This is a genomic window from Caballeronia sp. GAWG1-5s-s (assembly GCF_023631445.1).
Taxonomy (GTDB): Bacteria; Pseudomonadota; Gammaproteobacteria; order Burkholderiales; family Burkholderiaceae; genus Caballeronia.
This window is the reverse complement of sequence record NZ_JALQDC010000033.1, coordinates 82,262-106,260: the sequence shown is the minus strand read 5'-3', so window position 1 is coordinate 106,260 and position 23,999 is coordinate 82,262. Positions and strand designations below refer to the sequence as shown.

The 23,999-nt window shown below is 62.6% G+C and carries 20 protein-coding genes and 1 pseudogene; 8 read left to right on the top strand and 13 right to left on the bottom strand.

Annotated elements, in window-relative coordinates:
* Nucleotides 1–7 precede the first annotated feature (7 nt).
* The 3 genes from NCR34_RS24690 to NCR34_RS24680 are packed head-to-tail and all read right to left on the bottom strand — an operon-like array spanning nt 8 to nt 2,492.
* Nucleotides 8–937 carry a potassium channel family protein gene (locus NCR34_RS24690; RefSeq protein ID WP_248323787.1) on the bottom strand — a complete coding sequence of 310 codons (930 nt, stop codon included), beginning with the start codon at nt 935–937 and terminating at the stop codon, nt 8–10.
* The gene (locus tag NCR34_RS24685; protein WP_248323786.1) at nt 925–1,431 is read right to left on the bottom strand and encodes a flavodoxin family protein; all 507 of its coding nucleotides are present in this window, start codon (nt 1,429–1,431) and stop codon (nt 925–927) included. Before NCR34_RS24685 ends, NCR34_RS24690 begins: the two co-directional genes overlap by 13 nt.
* A 20-nt stretch (nt 1,432–1,451) precedes the next feature.
* The gene (locus NCR34_RS24680) at nt 1,452–2,492 is read right to left on the bottom strand and encodes a zinc-dependent alcohol dehydrogenase family protein (protein WP_248323785.1); all 1,041 of its coding nucleotides are present in this window, start codon (nt 2,490–2,492) and stop codon (nt 1,452–1,454) included.
* A gap of 191 nt (nt 2,493–2,683) precedes the next feature.
* Here NCR34_RS24680 and NCR34_RS24675 point away from each other — a divergent pair, with 191 nt between their 5' ends.
* Nucleotides 2,684–3,523, top strand: coding sequence for a universal stress protein (locus NCR34_RS24675; protein WP_248323784.1), 840 nt, complete (start codon nt 2,684–2,686; stop codon nt 3,521–3,523).
* 167 nt (nt 3,524–3,690) lie between these two features.
* Here NCR34_RS24675 and NCR34_RS24670 read toward each other — a convergent pair whose 3' ends face one another.
* Genes NCR34_RS24670 through NCR34_RS24655 form a run of 4 tightly spaced genes read right to left on the bottom strand, consistent with a single transcriptional unit; the run spans nt 3,691 to nt 9,012 of the window.
* Complete coding sequence (locus tag NCR34_RS24670) at nt 3,691–4,752, bottom strand: AI-2E family transporter (protein WP_248323783.1); 1,062 nt, start codon at nt 4,750–4,752, stop codon at nt 3,691–3,693.
* 22 nt (nt 4,753–4,774) lie between these two features.
* On the bottom strand, nt 4,775–6,316 hold the full coding sequence (locus tag NCR34_RS24665) for a DHA2 family efflux MFS transporter permease subunit (protein WP_284506685.1): 1,542 nt from the start codon (nt 6,314–6,316) through the stop codon (nt 4,775–4,777).
* A gap of 12 nt (nt 6,317–6,328) precedes the next feature.
* On the bottom strand, nt 6,329–7,492 hold the full coding sequence (locus tag NCR34_RS24660) for an HlyD family secretion protein (protein ID WP_248324227.1): 1,164 nt from the start codon (nt 7,490–7,492) through the stop codon (nt 6,329–6,331).
* A gap of 56 nt (nt 7,493–7,548) precedes the next feature.
* Nucleotides 7,549–9,012, bottom strand: a complete 1,464-nt coding sequence (locus NCR34_RS24655; RefSeq protein ID WP_248323781.1) for an efflux transporter outer membrane subunit — start codon at nt 9,010–9,012, stop codon at nt 7,549–7,551.
* Nucleotides 9,013–9,226: 214 nt separating this feature from the next.
* On the opposite strand from NCR34_RS24655, the gene NCR34_RS24650 reads away from it, so the two are divergent.
* A complete protein-coding gene (locus NCR34_RS24650; protein ID WP_248323780.1) occupies nt 9,227–9,844 on the top strand; it encodes a TetR/AcrR family transcriptional regulator in 618 nt (205 codons plus the stop codon).
* Nucleotides 9,845–9,923: 79 nt separating this feature from the next.
* On the opposite strand, the gene NCR34_RS24645 is transcribed toward NCR34_RS24650, so the two are convergent.
* Nucleotides 9,924–10,679 (bottom strand): TetR/AcrR family transcriptional regulator, encoded by a 756-nt coding sequence (locus tag NCR34_RS24645; RefSeq protein ID WP_248324226.1) that lies wholly within the window; start codon nt 10,677–10,679, stop codon nt 9,924–9,926.
* A 356-nt stretch (nt 10,680–11,035) separates the two neighbouring features.
* On the opposite strand from NCR34_RS24645, the gene NCR34_RS24640 reads away from it, so the two are divergent.
* The 6 genes from NCR34_RS24640 to NCR34_RS24615 all read left to right on the top strand — a co-directional run bounded on the left by NCR34_RS24640 (nt 11,036) and on the right by NCR34_RS24615 (nt 19,844).
* Entirely contained in the window at nt 11,036–12,106 is a 1,071-nt protein-coding gene (locus NCR34_RS24640) for a VOC family protein (RefSeq protein WP_248323779.1), read from the top strand.
* 33 nt (nt 12,107–12,139) lie between these two features.
* Nucleotides 12,140–13,096: a fumarylacetoacetate hydrolase family protein gene (locus NCR34_RS24635; RefSeq protein WP_248323778.1), complete on the top strand. Its 957-nt coding sequence runs from the start codon at nt 12,140–12,142 to the stop codon at nt 13,094–13,096.
* Nucleotides 13,093–15,027, top strand: coding sequence for an acyl-CoA synthetase (locus NCR34_RS24630; RefSeq protein WP_248323777.1), 1,935 nt, complete (start codon nt 13,093–13,095; stop codon nt 15,025–15,027). The genes NCR34_RS24635 and NCR34_RS24630 overlap by 4 nt, the downstream gene beginning before the upstream one ends.
* A 140-nt stretch (nt 15,028–15,167) precedes the next feature.
* The gene (locus tag NCR34_RS24625; RefSeq protein ID WP_248323776.1) at nt 15,168–15,893 is read left to right on the top strand and encodes an OmpW/AlkL family protein; all 726 of its coding nucleotides are present in this window, start codon (nt 15,168–15,170) and stop codon (nt 15,891–15,893) included.
* 98 nt (nt 15,894–15,991) lie between these two features.
* A complete protein-coding gene (locus tag NCR34_RS24620; RefSeq protein WP_248323775.1) occupies nt 15,992–18,970 on the top strand; it encodes a molybdopterin-dependent oxidoreductase in 2,979 nt (992 codons plus the stop codon).
* Nucleotides 18,971–18,980: 10 nt separating this feature from the next.
* A complete protein-coding gene (locus NCR34_RS24615) occupies nt 18,981–19,844 on the top strand; it encodes a 4Fe-4S dicluster domain-containing protein (protein ID WP_248323774.1) in 864 nt (287 codons plus the stop codon).
* A 61-nt stretch (nt 19,845–19,905) separates the two neighbouring features.
* Here the strand turns inward: NCR34_RS24615 and NCR34_RS24610 are convergent, their stop codons facing one another.
* The 5 genes and pseudogenes from NCR34_RS24610 to NCR34_RS24590 all read right to left on the bottom strand — a co-directional run bounded on the left by NCR34_RS24610 (nt 19,906) and on the right by NCR34_RS24590 (nt 23,927).
* Nucleotides 19,906–20,328, bottom strand: coding sequence for an MAPEG family protein (locus tag NCR34_RS24610; RefSeq protein WP_248323773.1), 423 nt, complete (start codon nt 20,326–20,328; stop codon nt 19,906–19,908).
* A gap of 224 nt (nt 20,329–20,552) precedes the next feature.
* Nucleotides 20,553–21,488, bottom strand: a complete 936-nt coding sequence (gene catA / locus NCR34_RS24605; protein WP_248323772.1) for a catechol 1,2-dioxygenase — start codon at nt 21,486–21,488, stop codon at nt 20,553–20,555.
* Between the two features lie 44 nt (nt 21,489–21,532).
* The gene (gene catC / locus NCR34_RS24600; protein WP_248323771.1) at nt 21,533–21,823 is read right to left on the bottom strand and encodes a muconolactone Delta-isomerase; all 291 of its coding nucleotides are present in this window, start codon (nt 21,821–21,823) and stop codon (nt 21,533–21,535) included.
* A 15-nt stretch (nt 21,824–21,838) separates the two neighbouring features.
* Nucleotides 21,839–22,604, bottom strand: a pseudogene (locus NCR34_RS24595) (enolase C-terminal domain-like protein).
* A gap of 117 nt (nt 22,605–22,721) precedes the next feature.
* The gene (locus NCR34_RS24590) at nt 22,722–23,927 is read right to left on the bottom strand and encodes a porin (RefSeq protein ID WP_248323770.1); all 1,206 of its coding nucleotides are present in this window, start codon (nt 23,925–23,927) and stop codon (nt 22,722–22,724) included.
* Nucleotides 23,928–23,999 lie beyond the last annotated feature (72 nt).

Genomic DNA, 23,999 nt, shown 5'->3' with positions numbered 1-23,999 from the left:
GCAGGCGTCATGTGTCAGCCTCGGTGCCCGGCCGTATCCGTGCTCTGCGTCCCTCATGCGCGGGCTCGCGTCGCACCGGCTCGGCCGTGCGGTCCGTGAGCGCGTCGCGCAGCAGGCGCACGTCGTCGCGCATCAGCGCCATCTCGCGTTCAAGACGCTTGATGTCCTTGTGCATGTCTCGTCGAAGCTGCTTCTCTTCGCCGCCGATAACCAGCGCGGCGATGCTCGCGAACGTCAGCGAGAGCATTCCGTATCCGAGCAGCACCACGAATACGGCGAATACGCGGGACGCGGGCGTAGTCGGCGCGATGTCGCCGTACCCGACGGTCGCGCTGCTTTCGAACGCGAGCCATAGACCCTCGGCATAGGTATGGACACGCGGCTCCAGCCAGTAGAAGCCTGCGCCTGCGAGCGCGAGCACCGTCGCGCCGAACGCCATTAAAAGCACGAGACGGCCCGGCACGATAAGCGCCTGCAACGCGAGAAAAATGCGAGCGGCCACGACCGACATGAACCCGAGTCGCAGCATCCACTCGGGCGCGGACCACGGCGTCGCGCCGCCGAAGACGCTCATCAGCGCCGCGAGCGCGATGCCCATATCCATCGCGTTGCGGCACAAGAAGCGCGCCGGATGACGGCTCAATGCGAGCATGCGCCCGAGCACGCACGCGCAAGCGAGTCCCACGGCCAGATACAGGCTGCGCGAAGCGGCCAGCGCCGCGACTGTCCCGGTCAGCCCGAGGTAGAACGCGGGTATGAGAAGCAGCATCGCGCCGGCCATCGGCCAGCGCAGCCATTGCCAGGTGCGCACGGCGGCCGGGTCGTCGTGTGGATCGACGCCTTGCGGGCTCAGCGCGCACGGCCAGTCTGTCGTCGAGCGGTCGTGTTCGTGAGCGTCGCGCCCCGCCGTGCGCGCGTCACCGCTCAGGCGGCCCATTCCAGGTGATCGATATGCGTGAGCTTGCGTTCGATGCGATCCACGAAGACATCGACGAGGCGGCGGGCATCGTCCGCAGGCAGACTGTGCTTGATGGCACAGCGCGCGACCGGCTGCTTGCCCGCGAGCGTCGCCATGTTTCTGAACGCCGTCGTCTCGCCGCGAGCGTTCTCGGTGCAGAAGAACGCCACGTGCGGCAGCTTGCGCCGGTTGAGCGAAAGCCACGCGCGCACCGGCGCACTGACGGTGCCGGCCCAGACCGGCGTGCCGATCACGACGAGTTCATAAGCCGCTGCGTCGCGACAGCCGGCATGCAGTTGCACCGGACGGGCGAACACGGTATCGAAGATGGCGCGCAGAAAGCCCAGCACGCCGGACCGATCCACCGGCTCCGTGATGACTTCTAGATCCGCGTGCAGGCGGGCGGCGAGCGCCTCGCCCAACCCGCGCGTCTTGCCGGTTCGCGAATAGCAAACGACGAGCACTTTCGACATGTCGGTTCTCCACGATCGACCTACGCTACTTCGATGATGACCTTGAGCGCGCCGGTATCGGCGGCGCGCGCGAAGGTGTCGTATGCGTCCAGCACCCGGTCGAGCGTGAAGCGGTGCGTGATCAGTTGCTTCGGCTGCAAACGGCCCGCGCGCACGGTCTTCAGCAGCATCGGCGTGCTGACGGTATCGACGAGCCGCGTCGTGATGGTGATATTGCGGTCCCACAATGTCTCAAGATGCAGATCCGCCTTGACGCCATGCACGCCCACATTCGCGATGGTTCCACCCGCCGCGATGATCGCCTCGCACAGCTCGAACGTCGACGGCACGCCGACGGCTTCCACCGCGCAGTCCACGCCCGCGCCGTCCGTCATGCGGAAGGTCTCGGCCACCGGGTCGCTCAGCGAGATGTCGATGCACGCGGTCGCGCCGAACGTGCGCGCCACTTCCAGCCGGTTCCTGTCGCGGTCGATCATGATGATCTGCGCCGGCGAGTAAAACTGCGAGGTCAACAAGGCGGCGAGGCCGATCGGGCCCGCGCCGACGATCGCCACGGTGCTGCCCGGCTCCACGCGGCCGTTGAGCACGCCGCATTCGAAGCCGGTCGGCAGAATGTCGGAGAGCATGACGAGCGCTTCCTCGTCCACGCCCGCGGGCAGGCGGTACAGGCTCGTGTCCGCGTGCGGAATGCGCACGTATTCGGCCTGCGTGCCGTCGATCTTGTTGCCGAGTATCCAGCCGCCCGTCGCGCAGTGCGAGTACATGCCGCGCCGGCACGCGTCGCACTTTCCGCACGACGAGATGCACGAGATCAGCACGCGATCCCCCGGCTTGAACGCAACGACCGCCGCACCGACCTCTTCGATCACGCCGACGCCCTCGTGCCCCAGCACGCGCCCCGGCTGACACGTAGGCACGTCGCCTTTGAGGATATGCAGATCCGTGCCGCAGATGGTGGTGCGCGTCACGCGCACGAGGGCGTCCGTTGCGCTGACGAGCCTGGGCGACGGCCGTTCGTCGAGCGACTTCTCTCCGGGACCGTGATAGACGAGCGCTTTCATGTTCCGAACTCCTGTGCGTGGCATGGCATGGACGAAGCCACTGTATGCGCGCTGATTCGGCGGCTCTTGATCTGCATCAAGCAGAGCACTACCGACGCGCCGCGCGGCGCCCGTTGATCTGAGTCAAGCGCGCGGACGCAACTGCTGCATAGACTGAGGGCCTGCGATCCCGCGATTCAGGGAGTCATGCGATGAGCTACAAGACGATCCTCGTGCATCTCGACACCAGCGTGCGCGCGCATCCGCGACTGGAAAGCGCGCTTGCGCTCGCCAGGCGTTTCGACGCCTATGTCATCGGCCTCTTCGCGGTGTTCGAGCCACCGCCACGCGTCTTCACCGTGATGGCAGGCACGGCCGACTACTACGCGCAGCACGCGGCATTGCGGCGCGAGCAGCGCGCTGCGATCGAGCGCCTGTTTCACGCGGAACTGACGCGCGCGGGCATATCAGGCGAATGGATCGCCAGCGACGAGCGCGCGACACTCTGCGTGCCGCACTACGCGCGGTGCGTGGATCTGGTGATCGCGAGCCAGGACGATCCGAATGATCCGGACTCCTACGTAGGCGATCACTTTCCGGAAACGCTCGTCATGTCAGCCGGCCGCCCCGTGCTGTTGATTCCCTATACGGGCTTTTTTCCGACGATCGGCACGCATGCGATGGTCGCGTGGGACGGCAGCCGCGAGGCCGCGCGCGCCGTCCACGACGCGCTGCCCTTCCTGACGGCAGCGCAGCGCGTGACCGTCGCGACGATCGACACCGCTCCCCACCGCGCACAGGCAGAACGCATTCGCGGCGCGGACATCGCGGCTTGTATCGCGCGGCACGGCGTGTCGGTGGAAGTGTCATCGAACAAAGCTGCAACCGACACACAGGCCGGCGAGATGTTGCTTTCGCGTGCAGCGGATATCGGCGCGGATCTCGTCGTGATGGGTGGTTATGGGCACGCGCGCTGGCAGGAACTCGTGCTCGGCGGCGCGACGCGGACCTTTCTTGCGTCGATGACCGTTCCGGTTCTGATGTCGCATTGACGGCGACGGGTCATGCACGGCCGTCTCCATCTTCGTCTTCTCCAGTCGACAGACCGCTGCGCTGACGAGCGTCGGAGCACGGTGACGTCGCAAGCGCCATCATCGTATAGACGCGCGGTCGGCTCCCGATGAGCCGACCGCGCTTTGCGCCTTCACAAGAACGCCGCTCAATCGCGATACAGCGCACTCGCCACGTAACGACGACGCAGTTCGCCCAAAACAGCTGTAAGAATCGCGCTGACAGGCAACGCGAGCAGCACGCCGAAAAAGCCGAACAACTGGCCGAATGCGAGCAGCGCGAAGATCACCGCGAGCGGGTGCAGTCCGATGCGGTTCCCCACGAGTTTCGGCACGAGAAAACAGCTCTCCAGAATCTGCCCGGCTCCGTACACGGCGGCGACCGCAGCGAGACCGTACCATCCACCGAACTGAAGCACTCCGGCAAGAATCGCGAGCGAGAGTCCCAACGCGAAGCCCACGTACGGAATAAAGACCGCGAAGCCGGTGAAGAGTCCGATCGGCAATGCGATCTCTACACCGGTCATGCTCAGTGCCACCGAGTAGAAGACCGCCAGCAACACCATCACGAGCAACTGGCCGCGCAAGTATTGCGAAAGCATTCGATCCATTTCGATCACGAGACGCCGGACGTTGGCCACCCAGCGCCGCGGCACGAGGCTTTCCATGCGCGCGAAAATCTGATGCCTGTCGTAGAGCTGATAGAACAGCACGAGCGGCACCAGCACGAGGTTGCTCACCACGGGCAACACGACATCGGTGCCCGTGCGCACGTAGCGCCACGCAGCGAGCATGACCGTCTGACCGTCTCCGTTCGTGTCGCCCGTCAGCAGATGGCGGACTTCTGCGAGATCGAGCGAGTAATTGATGCCGAGCAGAGCCAGACGTGGTTGCAGGCACGCGTTCAGGTTCGCGACGAACACGGGAATGTTCTTCGCGAGTTGCGGCCCCTCCTTGTGCACGACCGCGAATACGAGCAGCGGCAGCAACGTCAGGGCCAACGCGAAAGCGGACATCATCAGCAACACGGCTACGGCACGCGGCACGCGCTGGCGCACCATCCATTCGACGCCCGGTTGCAACACATACGCGATGAGCGCGCCGAGCAGAAACGGCGTCAGGACCGGGCGCAAGATCCATAGAAGCACACCGAGCGCAGCCGCGATAGCGCCCCATGCAAGCGTCTGGCGCTGATAAGAAGTCAGAGTCATGGTGAAACGGCGTATAGCACTTTCAATGCGCCTGCGAGGTATCTGCGATGCGCGTCGGTCTCGGCGCCAACCAGATCGCGAGCGCCCCGATCACGAAGCAACACGCGATGTTGAAGAACAACTGGTTCGTGGCGAGCATCACCGCCTGCGACTCCACCATGTTGCTGATCTGCGCTTGCGCCTGATGCGCGCTCCAGCCCGAATTCGTCAGCGTGTTCGCATAGTGGCCGGCCTGATCGACGAGGCCCGACAGCTCCGCGCGGTTGTATTTGGTCTTGTCCTCCCACAGTGTATTCACGAGCGACGTGGCGATCGCGCCGCCGAAGGTCCGGCAGAAGTTCATCAGACCCGCCGCCGACGCGGTCTCCGGCTCGTCGACGCTGCTCAAGCCGAGGCTCGTGACCGGCACGAAGAACATCGGCAGCCCGATGCCCAGCAACAGCAGCGGCAACGCCACCTGCCAGAAGTCCATCGCCGAATTGTTGTGCGTGCGGTAGAGCGTGACCGAACCGAGCCACATCACACCGCAGAAGACGAGCCAACGCGGGTCCACCTTCGTCGAAAGCCGCGCGGCGATCGGCGCCACGATGACCGCGAAGATGCCCGTGGTGGCCGTCGCGTAGCCGGCCCACGTCGCCGTGTAGCCCATATTGCTTTGCAGCCACAACGGCGTGAGCACCGTGGCGCCGAAGTACGCGCCGAATGCCAGCGACACGGTGAGCACGCTCGCCGCGAAACCGCGATGGCGGAACACGCGCAGATCGACGACGGGGTTGCGCTCGGTCAGTTCCCAGATCAAGAACGCGATAAAGCCGAGCACCGCGATCACCGCGAGCACGCGAATCTCCATCGAACTGAACCAGTCGTTGTCCTTGCCTTCGTCGAGCATGATCTGCAGCGCCGAGACCCAGATGACGAGCAGCGCGAGACCCATCGCGTCGATGCGCGTGCGTATCGTCACGGTCTCGTAACGCTTCACGAGCAGCCACCCGAAGTACCCGCAGATCAACGCAACCGGGACGTTGATGAAGAAGATGTACGACCAGTGGTAGTCGTCGCAGATGATGCCGCCCAGAACCGGACCCATGACCGGCGCGATCAGCGTCGTCATGCTCCACAGTCCGAGCGCGACGGCGGCCTTGTCCTTCGGGAAGATACGCAGCAGCAACGTTTGCGACAGCGGCATGAGCGGGCCGCCCGCGAGCCCCTGAAACACGCGAAACAGCACGAGCGTACCGAGGGAAGTGGCCATGCCGCACAGCGCGGAGCAAAGCCCGAACGCGATGAGCGCCGTGATGAACACGCGCACCGTTCCGAAGCGGCTCGCGAGCCAGCCTGTCAGCGGCACGGTGCACGCTTCCGCTACCGCGTACGACGTGATCACGTAAGTGCCTTGGCTCGTCGAAGCGCCGAGAGCGCCGGAAATGGTCGCCACCGAAACGTTCGCGATGGTGGTGTCCAGCACCGCGACGAAGTTGGCCGCGGCGATCATCAACGCCGCGACGATCAGCATGGGTCCGCTGAGCGGCGGCAACGAGATGTCATTGAGCTGACTCGTAGACATGGTGTCGTCTCCTCAGTGTGCGGGCGCGTCGTTGCCGGCGCGCGTGTCGACCGTCGCTTCCATCGACAGATTGATGCCGAGCGGATGCGCGCGAAGTTCTGCCGGATCGATCTTCACGCGCACCGGCAGGCGCTGCACGACCTTGATCCAGTTGCCGGTTGCGTTCTGCGCGGGAATCATCGCGAACGCGGATCCCGAACCGCCCGCGAGACCCGAGACCGTTCCGTGATAGACGACCTTGCTGCCGTACATGTCCGACTTCAACTCCACCGGCTGGCCGATACGAACCTTCCCGAGTTGCGTCTCCTTGAAGTTGGCATCGACATACACCGATTCGAGCGGCACGACCGACATCAACGACGCGCCGGTCTGCACGCGTTGGCCGACCTGCACCTGGCGGCTCGCGACGACGCCATCGACCGGCGCGCGCAGCACCGTGCGCTCCAGATCGACGCGTGCCTGATCGCGTTTGGCGCGGGCGAGCAGCACTTCCGGATTGGTCTCGACGGTCGTATCCGCGATCAGCACCTTGTTCGCCGCAAGCGATCCGATTGCCGCGTCGCGGCTCGCCTTTGCCTGAGCCGCCGCGGCGCGGGCCGCGTCGAGCGCAGCCTTGGCGGTGGAGAAAGCGGCTCGCGCGTTGCTCAGTTCTTCGCCGGATACGCTGCCGGTATGGCTCAGCACTTCACGACGTTGCAGGTCGATCGATGCGCGGTCGAAGTCCGCCTGCGCCGAGGCGATTTGCGCGGCCATGCGCGCTTCCTCGGCTGCGCGCGCATTGACCTGCGCGGCGAGCTCGGTGTCGGTCGCAACGTAGCCGCGCACCTTGCGCTCGGCGCGACCCAGATCCGCTTCGGCCTGCGCCAATGCGATCTTCGCGTCGGTGTCGTCGATCACGGCGAGGATGTCGCCTCGATGCACTCGCTGCGTGTTCACGACCGGCACGCTCTTCACGATTCCGCTCACGGCCGGCGTGATCGATGCCACTTCCGCCGCGGTGTAGGCGTTGTCGGTCGAGACATAGCGCGATGCAACGAAGTGCCAGTAGCCTGCAACGCCGAGGCCGGTCACGGCAATGGCGCCGGCGAAGAGCGCGAAGAGCTTCTTGCGCTTGGAAGGAGGCGCGTCGGCCTGCGCATCCGCGGGTAAAGCGGCGGCAGACGGCGAGTCGGGCATCAGGGACTCTTTGTTCTTCAGCAAGTTGGTTTCAGACATGATCGTGATCCTTGGAGTCAGCTTTGCTTGTTGAGTTGGCTGTCGTCGTTCGCGCTCGGCACGCGGGCCTGAAAGCCGCCGCCAAGCGCGCGCACGAGGGCGACATCGAGCGAGAAGGTGCGCGAGCGGATATCGGCGAGCTGGCGCTGCGCGGAGGTCATGGTGTCGGCGGCGTTCAGCACTTCTAAGTATCCCGCGAGCCCTGCGCGGTATCTGTCGAGCGCCACCTGATGCGCTTGCGAGGCAGCGTCATACGCGGCTTGCGTGGCTTGCAGGCGGTCGCCCAGCGCGCGTTTGCTCGCGGCGACGTCGGCCACGTCGTGCAGCGCCTTGGTCAGCGTTTCGTCGTAGTTCGCGACGGCTTCGTCGTAGGTGGCCCGCGCGCCGCGCAGTTCGCCGCGCAAGCGTCCGCCGTTGAAGATGGGCAACGTGACCGCAGGCCCGAAGTTGCCGACGAGCGAACCGGAGTTCGTGAGCATGTTCAGCCCGAGCGATTGAAAGCCGATCATCGCGGCGAGGTTGACGTTCGGATAGAAGCCGGCCCGCGCGACGTCGATCCGCTTGGCCGCTGCCTCGACCCGCAGGCGCGCGATGACCACATCCGGGCGGCGGCCCAGCAGACCCAACGCAAGATTCGAAGGCATGCCGGCTGGCTGAGTGAGATCGACGGCCGGCCGCGCGATGCGCAAGCCCCGGTCGGGACCGGCGCCCATCAGCGCCGCGATCTGGTTGCGCGCGAGCGCGATGGATTCGTCGAGTGCGAGCAAGTCGGCCTGCGCGCTTTGCTGCTTCGACTCGGCTTGCTTCACGCCCGCCTGCGTTTCGAGCCCGTTCGCGAAGCGTTCCCTGAACAGCTGCGCAGAGGCGGTGCGCACCTGCAACGCGGCCTGCGCGCTGTCGCGTTCGGCAAAGAGCCGCGCGAGGTCGGCATACGCTGCGGCAATCGACGTCGACAGCACCATGCGGGCCTGCGCCGCGTCTGCGCGTGCGGCTTCCAGGTCCGACGTCGCAGCGGCAAGCGCCGCGCGATTCTTGCCCCAGAAGTCGATTTCGTAGCTGAAGTCGAGTTCGGCGTTGCCGTACGGACGCCATCCATGCGGCACGAATTCGGACGGAATGCCGTTGTTGTAGCTCTGCTTCTGCTTCTCGACCGAGCCCTGCGCGTTCACTTCCGGCAGCAGCGCGGCGCCGGCCACTTGCGCCGATGCCTCCGCGTTATGCAGCCGCGCCTGAGCGGCAGCCAGCGTCGGCTCGTCTTTCAGTGCTTCCGCGATCAGGCCGTTGAGTTGCGAGTCGTTGTAGGCGACCCACCATTGATCCGTCGGCCAGAGAGCCTCTTTGCCCGCGTCCGCGCCGAGTGTCTGTGCCGTCTCGTACCGGGTAATGTCCTTTGTCACCGGCTTTTGCGGCATGTCAGGCAGCTGCGCGCACGCGCTCGCCACCATCGCGAAGGCCATCGCGACGGCCAGCCTGATCGGCATGGCCCGACTTCGGGTTTTCGTGATTGCTTCCATCGTCCTTGCTCCGCATCGCTCATTTCGATACTGAACAGTCTAGTTATGCGGAATACGGCTGTCAACAAAAACAAACCGTACGGTTCAGATATGGTAGATTAACGACATGGAGACGGCTCCGGCTGCGGGCGAAGTTCCCGCGCCGTGGCGTTGCATCACCGTTCAACGGAGGAAGCCGGATATGAGAGTGAAGACGGAAGAAAAGCGGCAGGCGATCATCGACGCCGCGTTTCAGGTGTTCAGCGAAGTGGGATTCGAGCGGGCGTCGATGTCCGAGATCGCCGCGCGGGCAGGCGGTTCGAAGGCCACGCTCTACAGCTATTACGAGTCGAAAGAAGTGATGTTCGCCGACGTCATGATGGCTGCGGCGGAAGAAGCCAAAGTGGCCGTCGAGTTGCTCAAAAGCGCCGCGCCCGTGCGGGAAACGCTGCTCAAGTTCGGCAAGCACTATCTGGCCGCGACGCTGACACCGAAGGTCATGGCGGTGCGCCGTCTCGCTCACCACGAAGGCGGCCGGTCGAGCGTCGGCGCCCTCTTCTATGAACGCGGACCCAAGCCCGCCTGGCAGTTGATGACCGACTTCCTGCAACGCGCGATCGACGCCAAGGAACTACGCCATTGCAACCCGGAGATCGCGACCGCGCATCTGCGAAGTCTGTACGAAGCGGAATTACTGGAGCCGTGCCTCGTCGGCGCGCCCGCTGATACGAGCGCTCGCAATATCGCGAAGGTCGTTCAAAGAGCGGTCGATGTGTTTCTCGCCGCGTACGGTCCGACGAAGAAGGGCGACGCCGAATAGACCGTCGCCGTCGGCGTTCGACGCGCAACGCCAGGCGAGCGCGCGGTAGTTAGGCGAAGCCATGGCGCTCGGTCCTGCCTTAGTTCCCGTCGATTGCGTCGTCCACGACCGGCAGCGGACGCGTCGCGATCTTTTCCGCCTCAGCGCGCTTGAGACCCAAAGTCTGGAGCAGCATCGCCGCCGTGCGTTCGGGGAGATGCTCCCCGCTGAAGCCGAGCTCCGCCAGCACGCCTGGCGCGGGAGCGTCCGCAGCCACGTAGTTCAGCTCGGCAGCGATCACTGACAGCACCGTGCCACCTACGGCAAGAAAGCCGATCAGCGGATCAGCCACCACGAATCGTTTCGCGGCGATGCCGTTGCCTATGTCGCGCAGCAGCCGCTGACCCAGCCCGCGGCTCGTCGCGCGCGCCGAGAACCCCTCGCGTATCAGGAACCGCCCCCAAACCGGGTCGTGCCGCGCGCGCAAGATCGTGTGACGCACCGAGACGGCGATGATCTCGGCCGGGTCGGACAGTCCTCGGCCGAGGCGATCCAGCATGTTCGCGAACTCCTCGAACACCGTGTCCACGAGCGTCCCGTAGATCGCCTCTTTCGAATCGAAGTGGTTATAGAACGAGCCGAAGCCGACATCGGCGGCTTCGGTGATTTCGTTGATGGCCACCCCCTCCATGCCCTTTTCGGCCATCAGCCTGAGGGCGGCATCCAGCAAACGGGCCCGGGTCTCGCGCTTTCGGCGCGCGCCGCGCGGCTCGCGTTCTTCGGTCGCCACGACTCGGGCGGCTGGCACGGCCTGCGCAGCGGGCTTTGCGCTCTGGCGGCGTACAGGATTCGGCATCGTCATTCCAGATTTCTGATCTCGTACCCCAGTATAGATGTGGATCTCTATATTGACAAACTTATCAGTCATGAGTTTAATGTCACACAACGGCACCATGAAGGCCGATTCAACTCACGACAGATGGAGTGACTGTGGAGACAGCTATAGCGACAGTGATCGCCGTCGCGCCGTGCGCGCCGCATGGCCGACTACGTGCATCAGTGATGTGCTCGCGAGCGCATTCGCGGCGACATCGGCGAGCCACGGTCTCGCGGCCATCCCACACGCTGCATCGCTCCACGCAAACGCGGCACTGATTCACGAATCGGCCTGCCTTCGAACCCCGTTATCCAACTACGCGCACCTTCGTCGCCATGAAACTGACCACTGCACAGCCGGCTCGGCATCCTGACCCGACCACGAAAGCGTCGGCATTGGCGTATCTGATGTTCGAACGGCCCGATCTCGACAAAGCCGAAAGCTTCCTCAATGACTTCGGACTACGAACGAGTATGCGTAGCGACTCGGCAGTGCTCTTGCGCGGCACAGCGGCTTCCCACTATTGCTATGTCGTCAAGAAAGCGCCGAAGCCCCGGTTCGTTGGCTTCGGATTGCAAGTCGACAACAAGTCGGATCTGGATGCGATTGCCCGACTGCCGGGCGCCTCGACGATCCAGCCGTCGCCTCTGCCCGGCCGGGGCTATGTCGTGCGATTGACCGACCCGTCGGGCTTTCGCGTCGATGCGATATGGGGTCAGGCGAGGGCTGCGGCGTTGTCGCACCGGCCGGCGCTATCGTTCAATTCCGCGGATGCGTGGGTCCGGATCAACGAAACGCAGCGCCCGCCCGAGCGCGCGCCAGAAATCATCCGGCTCGGACATGTCGTGCTCGAAGTCGCCGACTATCAGGAAACCTGCGCATGGTACGCGCAGCACTTCGGCTTCATTCCGAGCGACGTTCAGGTGCTTCCCGACGGCTCACCCGCCGTGACCTTCATGCGGCTCGATCTCGGCGACACACCGGCGGACCATCACACGCTCGCAATCGCGCAGGGCTTTGCGGCGGCGTATAGCCATAGCGCCTTCGAGGTGGTCGATGCGGATGCGGTCGGCATGGGCCAGCGCGTCCTGCGCGATCGCGGCTGGACGCACGCCTGGGGAATCGGCCGCCACATTCTGGGCAGCCAGATCTTCGATTACTGGCAGGACCCGTGGGGCGACAAGCACGAGCACTACTGCGACGGCGACCTGTTCACGGCCGATGTACCGACAGGCATCCACGCAGTCAGCCGCGAGGCGATGGCGCAATGGGGGCCGACGATGCCTCGCAGTTTCACGAAGCCCAGATTCACGGCAGCCAGCATCGCGGCGTTAGTCAGAAACTTGCGGCGCAGCCCCGACTTGACGCTCGACAAGCTGCGCACGCTGGCGAAGCTCTTTGCCTGAACTCATTCAACCATCGACTCGGGAGATCCTTCCATGGCACTTCATATTCTGCATTACAGGCATCATGAGCGCGATCAGTGGGGCGTTGTGGTGGACGGCGTCATTACCCCGATTCCCGGCGAGTTCGCCTCGACCGCCGATTTCGTCAGGGCCAACGCAGTGGAACCGCTGCGGGATGTGAGCGGGCCGACGATTCCCGAATCCGAGGTGCAATGGCTGTCGCCCGTGACCGCGAACCAGCAGTTCATTTGCCAGGGCGCGAATTATCGCCAGCATATGATCGAGTCCGGCCTCGATCCGGACGTGAAGAAGTTCAACATGATCTTCACGAAGGCATCGAGCTGCATTGTCGCGGCCAACTCGGCCGTCGTGAAGCCGAAGGAAGTACGCTTTCTCGACTATGAGATCGAGCTCGGCCTTGTCCTCAGACGCGACATCACCTCGCGCGAGACTGTCACGGACGACAATCTTCACGAATACATTGCGGGCGCAGTGATCGTCAACGACTACTCCGCGCGTGATATCCAGATCCCGCAGATGCAGTTCTACAAGGGCAAGAGCTATCGCACGTTCGGCCCGGTCGGTCCTTATCTTTGCCTGCTGGAAAGAGAAGACTTTCCGAAGCTAAAGCAACTCCTGCTGACGCTGACAGTCAACGGCACCGTCCGCCAGAGCGATTCTACGGCGGGTCTTGTCTATGGACCCGCAGAGACCTTGACGGAGCTATGCGCAATACATGATCTTCGCGCGGGCGACCTGATTGCGACAGGCACGCCTTCCGGCTGTGCTCTGAGCATCCCGTCGCCGGAGAAGCAACGCGCCGCAGCACAATTGCCCGATGCCGAGAAATGGCGGCTCTTCCTGAAGATGCAGCAAGAGCGTCCGCAGTATCTCCGAGTGGGCGACGTCGTCGAGGCCCGTATCGCCAGCCGCGACGGCTCGATCAATCTGGGTGTCCAGCGTAATGTGATCGTGGAAGCGGCAGCATGAAAGGCGTAGCGAATATTCACGACGTTCTCGCCATCGAGAAGCTCGAATCGCCGGCGCATCTGCCGTCAAGCACGTACGAGATGATCTGCCGAGGCGCTGCCATCGATCCTTCCGCGCCGGCGCTTTCGTTCTTCGCGACGGTCGAAAGCTATCGAGCCGCTGATTGCTGGACATATGGCGACCTGATGCGCGACATCACGCGCACGGCGAACATGTTCGCGCGAATGGGCGTGCAGCGCGACTCAGTCGTGGCCTATCTCTTGCCGAACCTTCCCGAGACGCACTTCGTGATCTGGGGAGCGGAAACGGCGGGCATCGTGTGCGCGATCAATCCATTGCTCGAAAGCGAGGCGATCGGCGAACTCCTGATTGCTTCGGGAGCCAGCGTGCTGGTCACGCTCGCGCCCTTTCCAGGCGTTGACCTCTGGGAAAAAATCCAACGCGTCCTGGACAAGGTGACCGCTCTACGAGACCTCGTGCTCGTCGATCTGGCCGAGCGGACGTCAGATGAGAAGCGCTTCATATGCGACGACGTGGCTGTGCGCAGTGCCATTCCCTCGCACATCCGAATCCACGATTTCAGCACGGCCATGGCGCGGGAGTCAGGTGCCGCACTCATCGGCGCGCGTGAAATTGAGAGCGATGACGTCTCTTCGTGTTTCTGCACGGGCGGCACCACAGGGCTGCCGAAGATTGCAATGCGCAGTCACCGCAACGAAGTGGCCAATGCGTGGAGCGCGGGCCAGTTCCTCGGCGAAAGCATCGGCCCGGGCAAAACGCTCTTCTGCGGTTTGCCGCTCTTTCACGTCAATGCGGTGATGGTGACGGGACTGATGGCGTTCTCACGCGGCGCGCATGTCGTGCTCGGCACGCCACAAGGCTATCGGAACGAAGGCGTTGTCGCGCATTTCTGGGAGATTGTCGAGCATTACCGCGTCAACTTTTTCAGCGGCGTTCCGACGCTTTATGGTGCGCTGTTGGGCGTGCCGGTAGGCGCACATGACATCAGTTCTCTGGAATATGGCCTGTGCGGCGCGGCGCCCATGCCGGTTGAATTGCTTCGCACATTCGAGCAGCGCACGGGCGTACGGATTCTCGAAGGCTATGGCCTCACGGAAGGCACGTGCGTAAGCAGCGTCAACCCGCCGTGCGGCGAACGCAGAGTCGGTTCGATCGGGCTTCGCTTGCCCGGTCAGGCGATGAAAGCGGTCCTGGTCGATGGCGCTGGCCGGTATGTCAGAGACTGCGCCGAGAACGAAGTCGGCCAACTCATCGTCTCGGGTCCCAACGTGTTCGCCGGCTATACGCGAGATGAACAGAACAGCGGCATCTGGATGGACCTGCGCGACGGCAGGCGATGGCTCAATACCGGCGATCTCGGGCGCTGCGATTCCGACGGCTACTTCTGGCTTACCGGGCGCAAAAAAGAACTCATTATCCGTGGCGGACACAATATCGACCCGGCAGCCATCGAGGAACCACTGCATCGCCACCCTGCCGTCCAGATTGCCGCTGCAATTGGACGCCCCGATATGCACGCTGGCGAGTTGCCTGTCGTCTATGTGCAGTTGCGACCGGGCGAGACGATAACCGAAACCGACTTGGCCGATTTTCTGCGTGACGAGATTGGCGAGCGCGCGGCGGTTCCGAAGGCCATCCGCATTGTCGATGCAATGCCACTCACCGGCGTCGGCAAGATATTCAAGCCGGCGTTGAAAAGGCAAGAGACCGCGGATGCGTTACGGTCGGCGCTGGCAGAGGCCGGCATCGAAGGGGCAACCGTTAGAGTCCGCGACGACAACTTGCACGGCATGTCGCTCGACATCGAGCTTGCTGATCCCGCGCTCGAAGCATTGGCCGCGTCTGTGCTCGGGCGCTTTCCTTTTGCATTTTCAGTGTCCATCGCCGCGGGCACCTCCCGAGTCGATTGAAGGGCATTTGATTCGGCTAGCAACGCATCAAGCGAAGGTCCGTTTCATTGACTTAGTACTACTACAAACACGTGCCTATTCTCCATTCGGCGCGACGCACCACCGATTCAGAAAAGAGACCAGGTACACAGGAGGAGACAATGGAAATGCTCGGGAGGAAGCTGACGGCCTGCCTCTGCTCGGCGCTGCTTTCCGGCAGCGCGATTGCGCAGTCTGCGGGGAGCATCACCCTGTCGACAGGCTGGCTTCACGTTGCGCCGCAGGGCGATGCAACGCCGCTCATCGTACAAAGCATGGGCGGCGCGCCCGTGAACAAGCAGGTAGCGGGAAGCGGAGCGCATCCGAGTTCGACCGACACCGTGGGGATGACCGCAGAGTACTACGTTACCGACAACATCGGTGTCGCCATGTTGTTGGGTCTCCCGCTCAAGGTCGATCTGGTCGGCAATGGGACCTACCAGAAGTACGGCAACCTCGGCTCGACGAAACCGATGCCGCCCGCCATCGAGCTTCGATATCACTTGTTCTCTGCCGAGTCGAAATTCCGTCCGTTCATCGGAGTTGGCGTGAACTACACATGGTTCACTCAGGTCCGGATTACGAGCAGCCAGTTCGTCACCGATAACCTCGGGCCGGGCGGTTCAGCACACGCGGAGTTGAGTTCGTCTTGGAATCCCGTCTTCGAGATCGGGGCGAACTACACGTTGACGAAGCACTGGTCGGTCGGCGCTTCGGTCGGCTACATTCCGGTCACGACGCATCTGACGGTGCACGGTCAGACCGCTGACGGAATGCAGATGGTATCGACATCGACGCTACGGCTCAATCCGCTCAACGTCTTCGTGAACGTCGGCTATACGTTTTAGCGGCTCTTACTTCAATGTCCTGATTACATAGCTCGTTAGTCTGACGGTGGATTCCACCATGCCCTGCATCTGCCGCGAACTTCCTATTCGAACGAATCATGAAACGACAGGTTCTCAAGACCATTCTTTTTGCTCTGCCCAAAGTCCTCGACCTGACGGCACGCCGGTATCCGGCTTATCGTGATCGCTTGAAGGAGCGCAATGTCGTGGCATGGATCGGACTCGCGGATAAGAGCATTGGCCGCGTCGTCGAGATAAAGAACGGACAGGTCCGGTCGTTCGCGGGCAGGCATCTAGAGGCCGACGTCCGCATGGCTTTCAAGGACGTGCCTACTGCTCTGAAGTTTCTTTCGCCGAAGCCGGACCACGGCGAGATCATTCACGCTGCGAAGAACTTCAAGGTCGTCACCGAGGGCGAAGATGAACACGTCGTCTGGCTATTGCAAACCCTGAGCATGATGCAGACTGTCGGCCTGTCGATGGGCGTGCCGATGCGCGATGGCACCCGACGCTATACGACCTGCACGAACGGCGGTCCGCTCTTCGTCTATGTCAAGGATAAGAAGATCGTTCGGGTGACGCCTATCGACCTGGACAGCACCGATGCGCCTAGCTGGACTATCGAGGCGCGCGGACGCCGCTTTACTCCGCCACGGCGCGGCCTCGTCGCGCCTCATGCGCTGTCACTCAAATCGCTCGTCTATTCCGACAAGCGGATTCTCTATCCGATGAAGCGGATCGACTTCGATCCTGATGGCGAACGCAATCCTCAGAACCGGGGCAAGTCCGGATACGTCCGCATCGGCTGGGACGAAGCGCTCGACATTGTTGCGAAAGAGATCAATCGGCAGAAGCGCGTGCACGGTCCCGGTTCCATCACGTTCCCGATGTCGTCACATCATCAATGGGGCAATGTGGGCTACTACCTGAGTGCGCTCACGCGCTTTGCGAACCTGATCGGCTTCACTCGCGTGGCAGCGAACCCCGACAGTTGGGAAGGCTGGTACTGGGGCGCGATGCATCACTTCGGCAACTCGATGCGCATCGGCGTGCCATCGGGCTACGGTGGCGTCGAGGATTGCCTGAAGGAAGCCGACATGATCGTCTTCTGGTCGTGCGACCCCGAGAGCACCAACGGAGCCTATGCGGGATTCGAAGGAACGCCGCGCCGGCTGTGGGCCAAGGAACTCGGCATCGAGTTCGTTCATATCGATCCGCACTGCAATCCCACTGCGCAATTGCTGGGCGGCCGCTGGATCCCTATTCGACCGCAAACGGATGCTGCGCTCGCCACGGCGATCATGTACGTATGGACCGTGGAAGAACTGTACGACAAGGACTACGTCGCCACGCGCACGACCGGCTTCGACGAGTGGAAGGCCTACTTGCTAGGCGAGACCGATGGCATCCCCAAGACGCCCGAGTGGCAGGAGAGCGAGACCGGTGTGCCCGCCAAGGACGTCCGTGCGCTGGCGCGCCGCTGGGGAAATAAGAAGGTCCATCTTGCAGTCGGGATGACGGGCGCCGGCTTCGGTGGCGCAGGCCGTGGCGCGACCGGCGCGCAATGGGCGCGCTGCATGATCATGATGATGGCGATGCAGGGCTGGGGCAAGCCGGGCGTCAACTTCGGCTGTCTCGAAGTCGGCGTCCCGCACGATTTCCATTTCTACTTCCCCGGCTACGCGGATGGCGGCATTTCCGGCGATCTGGCCTGGACCGCGAACGCGGTGAACAACTATCAGCGCATGCCGCATATCCTCAGCATGAATCCCGTCAAGCAAATGGTCCCGCGGCAGCAACTGCCCGATGCCATCATCGACGGCCATGCCACGGGCTATCTGTGGGACGGCATGTCACAAGAGGCGCAATTCGCGCCCTTCACCTATCCGATGCCGGGGTATTCGCCGATCCACATGATCTATCGATACGGTGGGTCCGCCTTCAGCACGGTGACGAAGTCCGGACGCTGGGCCGATGCTTACCGGCATGGCAGCATCGAGTTCGTCGTCAATCAGTCGATCTGGATGGAAGGCGAAGCGCGATTCGCCGACATCATTCTTCCGGCTTGCACTGCGCTGGAGCGTTGGGACATCGGCGAATGGGCGAATGCGGGCGGATATGCTCACCACGGGCATGGCACGGTCAATCATCGCATCGTCACGTTGCAGCACAAGTGCATCGAGCCGTTGGGCGAGTCGCGCTCCGACTACGACATCTTCACCGCTATTGTGACGCGGCTGGGCCTGGGCGGCGTGTTCACCGAGGGATGCAGCGAACTCGATTGGGTCAAGCGGGTCTTTGCGTCGTCGGACTTGCCCGACCATATATCGTGGCGGTCGTTCTGTCGCAAGGGCTATTTCGTCGTGCCGCCCGAGAAGCCCGAGTTGCGTCATCCGGTGGACATGCGCTGGTTCGCCGAAGGCCGGCGCAAGGACTTGCAGGAGCCGCATCCTCTGCCCTCGCAGTTCGCGGAGAAGTTCGGCATGGGCCTGCAGACGCCGAGTGGCAAGCTGGAATTCGTGCCCGAGGTGCTCAAGCGAAACACTGCAGACAATCCCGAGCGCCCACCGCTGAACCGTTATATCCCTTCGTGGGAGGGAATGCGGACGAGCCTGGCGCAACGCTACCCGTTGCAGTTGATCGCCACTCACAGCCGTTACAGCTTTCATACCCATGCGGATGGCAAGAGCTCGTCCGTCAACAGTGTGCACGAGCATCGCGCGCTGATTGCGGGGCACCGTTTCTGGCTGCTGAGACTGAGCCCGGGCGACGCGGCCGCGCGCGGCATCGCTCATCGCGATCTGGTCAAGGTGTACAACGATCGGGGCGCCGTCATCTGCGCAGCAGACGTTTCGTCTCTGGTCAGCGCAGGCGTGGTCAAGTCGTACGAGGCCAGCGCGGAATTTCAGCTCGTCGACGTGGGTGGGGAACGCGTCGAGATCGGCGGCTGCATGAATATGCTGACACCTGATCGGCCACAGACCGCCGGCACGAGCAGCATGAGCCCGAACTCGTGCCTCGTTCAGGTCGAGAAGTGGCGAAACGCAGATGCATTCATACTCGCTCGCGCAGCGTAAGGACTACCAAATGAAAAAGTGGAACCTCGTTATCAATGTCGGGCGCTGTGAGAACTGCCACAACTGCGTGATAGCCGCGCGGGATGAGCACGTCGGCAACGACTTTCCCGGGTATTCCGCGCCCGCCTCGCCCGAAGCCGAAAGCACCATTCGCATCTTGCGCCGTGTGCAGGGCGACTCGCACATGGTGCAGACCACTTATCTTCCGGTGATGTGCAACCATTGCGACGAAGCACCGTGCATGCGGGTGGGCGGCGACGCCGTTCGCAAGCGCGCGGACGGTATCGTCATTATCGATCCCGAGAAGGCGCGAGGCAGAAAAGATATCGTGAAATCGTGCCCATACAAGGCGATTGTCTGGAACGCGGAACTCCAGTTACCGCAGACATGGATATTCGATGCTCATCTGCTCGACCAAGGCTGGCCCGAGCCGCGCTGCCAGCAGTCATGTCCCACGAACGTCTTCGAGACCGTTAAGCTGGACGATGCAGCGATGGCCGACAAGGCCCGACGCGAAGGGCTGAGGGTATTGCGGCCGAATCTGGGCACGAAGCCGCGCGTTTGGTACAGCGCGCTCGAGCGTTGGGAAACGTGCTTCATCGGCGGAAGCGTGAGCGCGAGCGTAGGCGGCGTAACCGAGTGTGTCGCGAATGCCGTGGTGAGCCTCTACGTCGGCAAGGAGAAGATGTCGGAAACGATCTCCGACGCCTTTGGCGATTTTCGATTCGACGGTCTGGCCAAAGGAAGCGGCAAATACCGGGTCGAGATCTGTCACGCGTCCGGCAGCGCGTGGCGCGAATGTGAGTTGGGCGAGAGCGTCTATCTGGGCGAGATCAGCCTCGTCGAGTCCGTGAGTGCGGTCGGTGTGGTGTGAGTCGGTGGCGAACGTGCGCCCGGGCATACCGGGACGCACCACGAAGCATTCGATGCCGCGCTCAACCGGCCGGCATGACGGTCCGCCACAGAAGGAATGCAGCAGCCAACAGATAACACGCGAATGTGAGCGCCATGCCTGCCACGCGAGAACCCGGAACCTCTCGGGATCGCGACAGCCCGAACGCGTGGACGACGCGACCCGTCACGAGCATGACTCCAAGGGTGTGAAGAAACATGCGAGGCGCGCCGGCCGCTTCACAGGTAAAGATAAGAAACAGGCCGAGAGGAACGTACTCGGCGAAGTTGCCGTGTGCGCGGATTGCCCGCAGCATGGTCTTGTTGCCGCCATCGCCGATAGCAATGCGCAGCCGCTGTCGTAAGCGCAGAGTGCGAATGCTCAAGCCCACGAAGAAGATCGCTAACAGCGCGGAGTAGAACGGCCACACCATGGCTTGCTCCTTCAACGTCAGCTTGTCCGGCACGGGCTACCGCCATCGTCAACGCTATATCATAGACGACCACGGGCGACGTAACGGCTTACTGGCTACGCCGTGCCTATCGCTAATTGCAGCATAAGTCACACTGCAAGAGCTCGATCATCGCGTCGAGATGCTGCTGCACCTCCGTGCGCTTCATCGGCCACGCCCAGCGAACGCAACGACCCGCCCACAACCGAAAGCAAGCGGCACCACTCCCCCACCTTCCCTCACGCCACAGCGGTCGCTCTCAGCCGATTAACGAGTTGATCGTCCTTCCCTCCGATCACCGGCGTCAGCACGAAGTTGAACTCGATCTCCTTGTACGCGTCCTCTTTCAACCCCAATGCCGCGCCGCCCGTCTTTTCGACAACCGGAGGAATCAGGTCCTCACGCGTGGCATAAGCGAAGTCGTCCCAAATGAGCGGATCACCTTCGATGTTGATCTGCGTCGTGAGCTTGCGCAGACCATCGCCCGTCACGAAGAAGTGCACATGCGCGGGACGGTTGCCGTGCCGCCCCAACGCGTTCAGCAAGCGTTGCGTCGAGCCTTGGGGCGGGCATCCGTAACCGACCGGCATGAGCGTGCGAAACTCGTACTTGCCGTCCTCGCCCGTGCGCACCGCCCCGCGCAAGTTGAACGGACTCTGCGCGCCGGTCGGGTCGAAGTGCGAATAGAAGCCCTTCGAATTGGCATGCCAGCATTCGACCACCGCGCCCGCAACGGGCCTGCCGTCCAGTCCCTTTACCGTTCCGCGAATGATCAACGGGCCAGCGTCCGCGTCTTCGTCGATATCGATCCTCGATACGCCATCGCGCACCGGCGCGCCTTCGACATACAACGGACCTTCGATCGTGCGCGGCGTGCCGCCATCCATTTCGGCTTGCTTGTCGGCGGCATCCATCCGCATGTCGAGGTACTTCTCCAGTCCGAGCCCCGCAGCAAGCAACGCCGCCTCGCCGTCCTGCCCGAGCTTGTTGAAGTAATTCACGCCTGCCCAGATTTCATCGGGCGTCATGTCGAGATCGTCGATGGCCTTGAACAGATCACTCAGCATGCGGTGCGTGATCTGCTTGGCGCGCGCATTGCCGTCATCGCTGTCGAGGTTGGCCGCTGCCGTGAGCAAGTCCTGCACTTCCTGATTGGCGAACACTTTAACGCTCATGATTCTGTCTCCATCGTTATCGGGGGATGTTTTATGGCTTACGCTCATGCATCGTCGTCGCGAATGGACGACGGGTGACGGCACAGTGGCGTCACCGAAATCTTCATGTACGGAAAAAGCGGCAAGGCGGTCAATATGTCATGGAGTTCCGCATTGCTTTCGACGTCGAAGATGCTGTAGTTCGCATACTCGCCCGCGATGCGCCATATATGACGCCATTTGCCGCTTCGCTGAAGCTCTTGCGAATACGCTTTCTCGCGCGACTTGATTGCGTTGGCCACATCGGCCGGCAGGTCCGGTGGAAGATTGACGTCCATGCGTACGTGGAAAAGCATCAGCGGTCTCCTTCTTTACTTGATGATCTTTGTCAGGCCGTCGCGCGTGAAGCGCTTTACCTTGGCTTCGTCCAGTTCGATACCGAGGCCCGGGCCGTTCGGCACGGTCAGTTCGAAGTCGCTGTAGTCGAGCGGCCGCGTCAGAATTTCTTCGGTAATCAGCAAGGGGCCGAACAACTCAGTGCCCCATTGCAGGTTAGCGAAGCTCGCAAACAAATGCGCCGATGCCACCGTGCTGAATGCGCCTTCCAGCATGGTGCCGCCGTATAGCTCGATGCCCGCGGCATCCGCAATCGCTGCAACGCGCTGTGCTGCAAAGAGACCGCCGCTCTGTTCGATCTTGATGGCGAAGACATCCGCGCCGCCATGCTTCGCGATCTCGAAAGCGCTTTCGGGGCCTTGCAGAATTTCATCGGCCATGAGCGCGACCGGAAAGCGGCGCATGAGACGTGCGAGCGCCGCAGCGGATGCGACCGGCTGCTCCACCAGTTCGCAACCGGCATCGGCCAATGCAATTCTGAATACGCGTCGCATCCTTGCCGATCGCGGCCGGCGCGACATACGCGTCGATCGCCAGCTTCATCGACTCGGGACTCTCGGGACCGTACGCCATGCCCGCGAAGGTCGTGCCTTCACCGATGCCGATCACGCCATCGCTGCAGAACACTTTCACGAGCATCAAGGTCTGCCCGTGCATCGTCGCGACCGATAGCTTATGCGGGCGAATCGTCGGTAAATCGACGAGACATGTTTCGATGCGTTCGATCGTCGCTGTGGTCATGAGAGTAGCTTGAGTGATTTCGACTACAAGGTAGTGATGCGCGCAAGATTGGTCAAATAGATCAAATGTGGCGGACTGCATCGGTTTGACTGATAGTGCGTGTGTCGAACCGCACGTTCAGAACTTATGACGTATTCCAACGCGCACGGTGCTTTGACGGTCGCTCGTCGAAGGCGTCAGGTTGTTGATGGCGGCCACCGCCGCCGTACCCGTCGAATCAGTCCCGGACGCCTTCTGATAAACGCCGATCAGATAGACGTCCGTGCGCTTCGAAAGGAAATAGTCCGCGCCGATGGCGCCCTGGTAGTACTTCGCGCCGGGATTGACGCCCGTGGATGTATCGACATCGCCGCCCTTCGTATAGTCGAACGCAGCGCCGACCAGGAGCGCGGGCGTCAACTGATACTTGAAGTTGATCTCCGCATTATTAAAACTGGCGTTGCCGCTATAGCCACGCGGATTCGGTCCTGAGTTCACCGTATCGCCGAGACTCTTGAATTGCACATTCGAATAGGTCGCGCCGATGGTCGCCGCGCCGATTGCATAGGCCGCGCCCGCCGCTACGACCTGATACGTCCGCGCCGATGCATAGCCGCTGTAAACGGGCGACGAGATGAAGTTGGCGGTCGCGCTCGGCGCCGTGCTCGCGCCGTTATCGCCGAAGAAGCCGACGTTCGGATTGCGCGCGTTCAGGTACGCGACGCCGAGCGTTATGGGACCGTTCGCATAGCCCGCGCCGAGCGACCACAACTGATTGCGCGACGCCGCGCCCGCCACGCCGCCCAGGCTATACACGCCGCCGAATGAGATGCCGTAGTACGTCTTGCTCGCGAACTTGAGCGCGTTGTTCACGCGATAGGCGTTGTTCAGGTTGTCCAGATCGCCGGGATGCGCGCCGATATATCCGGCCCACTGGGTACCGGATTCGAACGGACCCACGTAATCGACCACGGAGTCATACTGACGTCCGAGCGTCAATGTCCCATACGGACTCGCGAGGCCGACATAGGCCTGTCGCCCGAACATCAGCCCTTGCGTGCTGCCGCGGTTTTTCTGCGCCAGCGACCCGTTGTTCAGATCGAAGCCGTTCTCCAGCACGAAGAGCGCAGCCAGTCCGCCGCCGAGATCTTCCTTGCCGCGCAGGCCCCAACGGCTTGCCTGCATCACGCCGCTCGACACGTTGTACAGATTGTGGCCGCCTGAATTCGACGTCCAGTTGAGACCGTCATCGACGATGCCGTACAGCGTGACCGTGCTCTGCGCCTGCGCGCTTCCTGCCACCGCCAGCAACAGCACGGCCGTTGCGCTCACCTTGAGTTTCATTCTATTGATCCTTCTATCGAGGTTGTCCGATGGGGCAAGCAATGACCCGCCGCAAGTCTGCGTTGACCGATA

What these genes read in the sequence shown, in the direction of transcription:
- NCR34_RS24660 (WP_248324227.1), bottom strand. Translation starts at nt 7,492, where the DNA reads ATGCCCGACTCGCCGTCTGCCGCCGCTTTACCCGCGGATGCGCAGGCC.
- NCR34_RS24690 (WP_248323787.1), bottom strand. Translation starts at nt 937, where the DNA reads ATGGGCCGCCTGAGCGGTGACGCGCGCACGGCGGGGCGCGACGCTCAC.
- NCR34_RS24650 (WP_248323780.1), top strand. Translation starts at nt 9,227, where the DNA reads ATGAGAGTGAAGACGGAAGAAAAGCGGCAGGCGATCATCGACGCCGCG.
- NCR34_RS24675 (WP_248323784.1), top strand. Translation starts at nt 2,684, where the DNA reads ATGAGCTACAAGACGATCCTCGTGCATCTCGACACCAGCGTGCGCGCG.
- NCR34_RS24590 (WP_248323770.1), bottom strand. Translation starts at nt 23,927, where the DNA reads ATGAAACTCAAGGTGAGCGCAACGGCCGTGCTGTTGCTGGCGGTGGCA.
- NCR34_RS24630 (WP_248323777.1), top strand. Translation starts at nt 13,093, where the DNA reads ATGAAAGGCGTAGCGAATATTCACGACGTTCTCGCCATCGAGAAGCTC.
- NCR34_RS24685 (WP_248323786.1), bottom strand. Translation starts at nt 1,431, where the DNA reads ATGTCGAAAGTGCTCGTCGTTTGCTATTCGCGAACCGGCAAGACGCGC.
- NCR34_RS24655 (WP_248323781.1), bottom strand. Translation starts at nt 9,012, where the DNA reads ATGCCGATCAGGCTGGCCGTCGCGATGGCCTTCGCGATGGTGGCGAGC.
- NCR34_RS24625 (WP_248323776.1), top strand. Translation starts at nt 15,168, where the DNA reads ATGGAAATGCTCGGGAGGAAGCTGACGGCCTGCCTCTGCTCGGCGCTG.
- NCR34_RS24615 (WP_248323774.1), top strand. Translation starts at nt 18,981, where the DNA reads ATGAAAAAGTGGAACCTCGTTATCAATGTCGGGCGCTGTGAGAACTGC.
- NCR34_RS24635 (WP_248323778.1), top strand. Translation starts at nt 12,140, where the DNA reads ATGGCACTTCATATTCTGCATTACAGGCATCATGAGCGCGATCAGTGG.
- catA (WP_248323772.1), bottom strand. Translation starts at nt 21,488, where the DNA reads ATGAGCGTTAAAGTGTTCGCCAATCAGGAAGTGCAGGACTTGCTCACG.
- NCR34_RS24670 (WP_248323783.1), bottom strand. Translation starts at nt 4,752, where the DNA reads ATGACTCTGACTTCTTATCAGCGCCAGACGCTTGCATGGGGCGCTATC.
- NCR34_RS24640 (WP_248323779.1), top strand. Translation starts at nt 11,036, where the DNA reads ATGAAACTGACCACTGCACAGCCGGCTCGGCATCCTGACCCGACCACG.
- NCR34_RS24620 (WP_248323775.1), top strand. Translation starts at nt 15,992, where the DNA reads ATGAAACGACAGGTTCTCAAGACCATTCTTTTTGCTCTGCCCAAAGTC.
- NCR34_RS24645 (WP_248324226.1), bottom strand. Translation starts at nt 10,679, where the DNA reads ATGCCGAATCCTGTACGCCGCCAGAGCGCAAAGCCCGCTGCGCAGGCC.
- catC (WP_248323771.1), bottom strand. Translation starts at nt 21,823, where the DNA reads ATGCTTTTCCACGTACGCATGGACGTCAATCTTCCACCGGACCTGCCG.
- NCR34_RS24665 (WP_284506685.1), bottom strand. Translation starts at nt 6,316, where the DNA reads ATGTCTACGAGTCAGCTCAATGACATCTCGTTGCCGCCGCTCAGCGGA.
- NCR34_RS24680 (WP_248323785.1), bottom strand. Translation starts at nt 2,492, where the DNA reads ATGAAAGCGCTCGTCTATCACGGTCCCGGAGAGAAGTCGCTCGACGAA.